Origin of the sequence: Cupriavidus sp. SK-3 (genome assembly GCF_000611145.1) — a bacterium.
Lineage (GTDB): Bacteria > Pseudomonadota > Gammaproteobacteria > Burkholderiales > Burkholderiaceae > Cupriavidus.
In genome coordinates this window covers 1-2,287 of sequence record NZ_JFJV02000189.1, presented here as the reverse complement: position 1 = coordinate 2,287, position 2,287 = coordinate 1, and the positions used below count along the sequence as shown (strand labels likewise).

1 protein-coding gene is annotated in these 2,287 nt (G+C 65.7%); it reads left to right on the top strand.

Features of this window, described 5'->3' with window-relative positions:
• A partial coding sequence (gene trfA / locus CF70_RS34230; RefSeq protein WP_051648640.1) for a plasmid replication initiator TrfA occupies nucleotides 1–1,092 on the top strand: 1,092 nt, incomplete at its 5' end.
• Between the last annotated feature and the right edge of the window lie 1,195 nt (nucleotides 1,093–2,287).

The following is a 2,287-nucleotide window of genomic DNA, read 5'->3' as shown; positions in this document are numbered from 1 at the left end:
GCTTTCCGCCCCGCCGGTTCCCTCTTCGAGCTGCCGGACGGGCCGGCAGCGCCGGAGCCACCGCCACCGCCGCCCAGCGCGGCCGTGGCGCGCTCCGAGCGGATGGCGGCCGAGTCGGCCGAGCTGGCGCGGACTATGGGCCTTCCGCCCGAGCCGCGAACCGTGGTCAACACCTTGGCCGAGAAAGTCAGCGGCGTGACCGCCGAACGGAGAACGCAACAGATGGCGACCAAGAAAACGACCGAGAAGCCGGCCAGTGCCACCGGCGAGCTGGCCGAGCAGGTCAGCCAGGCCAAGCAGGCCGCCTTGCTCAAGCACACGAAGCAGCAGATCAAGGACATGCAGCTTTCCTTGTTCGACCTCGCGCCGTGGCCCGACCACATGCGGGCCATGCCCAACGACTTCGGCCGGTCGGCGATCTTCACGACCAGGAACAAGAAGGTGCCCCGCGCCGCCTTGCAGCGCGAGGCGATCTACCACATCAGCAAGGACGTGGAGATCACCTTTACCGGCATCGAGCTACGCGCCGACAGCGACGAGCTGGTGTTTGCCCAGGTGCTCGAATACGCGAAGCGCACGCCGCTGGGCGAGCCGGTCACGTTCACGTTCTACGAGATTTGCCAGGACTTGGGCTGGTCGATCAATGGCCGCTACTACAAGCAGGCCGAGGACTGCCTTTCGCGGCTGCAAGCGTCCGCGATGCAGTTCTCTTCCCAGCGGCTGGGCCGCCTGGAATCCGTGTCGCTGATCCGGCGCTTCCGCATCCTGGATCGCGGCAAGCGCACGTCGCGCTGCCAGGTCGAGATCGACACCGAAATGGTGGTGCTGTTCGCCGGCGACCACTACACGAAATTCGTGTGGGAGAAGTACCGCAAGCTGTCGCCCACCGCGCGGCGGATGTTCGACTACTTTGCCACGCACAAGGAGCCGTACCCGCTCAAGCTGGAGACGTTCCGGCTCATGTGCGGTTCGGATTCCACCCGCGTGAAGAAGTGGCGCGAGCAGGTCAGCGAGGCATGCGACGAGCTGCGCGAAAACGGCCTGGTGGACAGCGCCTGGATCAATGACGACCTGGTGCATTGCAAGCGATGACCGCCGCCCTGCCCCTGGAGAGCCGCCCGAGATCGAGGCGGCTTTTTTTCTCGAGCATCGCCGCTTCTGACGAGGGAGTTCCGGCCACCTGGTCGCGCGCACGTCGAGCTGCAGCATCGTCATTTCCGGCGAGGCTGGCCACGTCCAGGCCACGGTCGACCATCGCCACCTTTGACGATGAACCGAGGGCCCCATCGCCAGTTCCGACGATGACGGCCGACGCCGGCGCTGGATCTCGCATCGCCGCTTCTGACGATGAGATCCACCCTTTGACACTTGAGGGGCCGAGCTGCGGGGGATTCTCCCGGCCGGCGGCCGCGAGAACCGGCTATGTCGTGCTGCGCATCGAGCCAGGCGGCAGAGCCGCCCGTCTCGCCCCTGGCGGGCTTCCAGCGCCTTCCCGACGCTCACCGGGCCGGTGGCCCTCGCCGCTGGGCTTTGCGGCCCTGACGGGCCTTCCTGGCCCGTTTCCGGGGCCTTCCCTGCCCTGCCCCACCGGCGCGGCCGTTGTGGACAGTTTCGGGACAAGTCGGCCGAGGCCGGCCGGCGCAGCCCTGACGTTGACACTTGAGGGGCAGCGGGGCCGGCGCGATGTTGACACTTGGGGGGCAGCGGCCGATTTCGGCCTGGTCGAGCCGTCCAGGCGGCCGCCGAGGCGGCCTAAGTGCCTGATCGGCATGGAGTTATCCACCGAAGTTGTGGATAACCCTGTTAGGAACCCTGCCCCGGTATTGACACTTGAGGGGCGGCCCTACTGACACTTGAGGGGCGCGGTTCTTGACACTTGAGGGGCAGCGTATTGACACATGGGGGGCTTATCCATTGACACTTGAGGGGCGGCCTCTTCGCACTTTTCCTTGGCGTGACAACGGTTTACGCGCGTTTTTCGGTCATGCTAACCAGGTTTTTAACCGTCTTTATAACCTTTTTATATAACCAGGTAGTTTTAACCAGAGGCTGGCGAAAAAAACGGCAACACGGCCCAAGCTGCCGCGCAGCATGACCGGCCGCCGAAGGGGGGAAACCCCCCTTCTCGATCCCACCCGGCCGCAAGCGGCCTCCCATCCCCCCAGGGGCTACGCCCCTCGGCCGCCTTGCGGCCTCACCCCACAATGGAGCGCCTTCGGCGCTACGGCTTAGGAGAGCCAGGCGCAAGCGCCTGGCGGAAGGCAGTAAGTTCGAGAGCTTGCGAGGG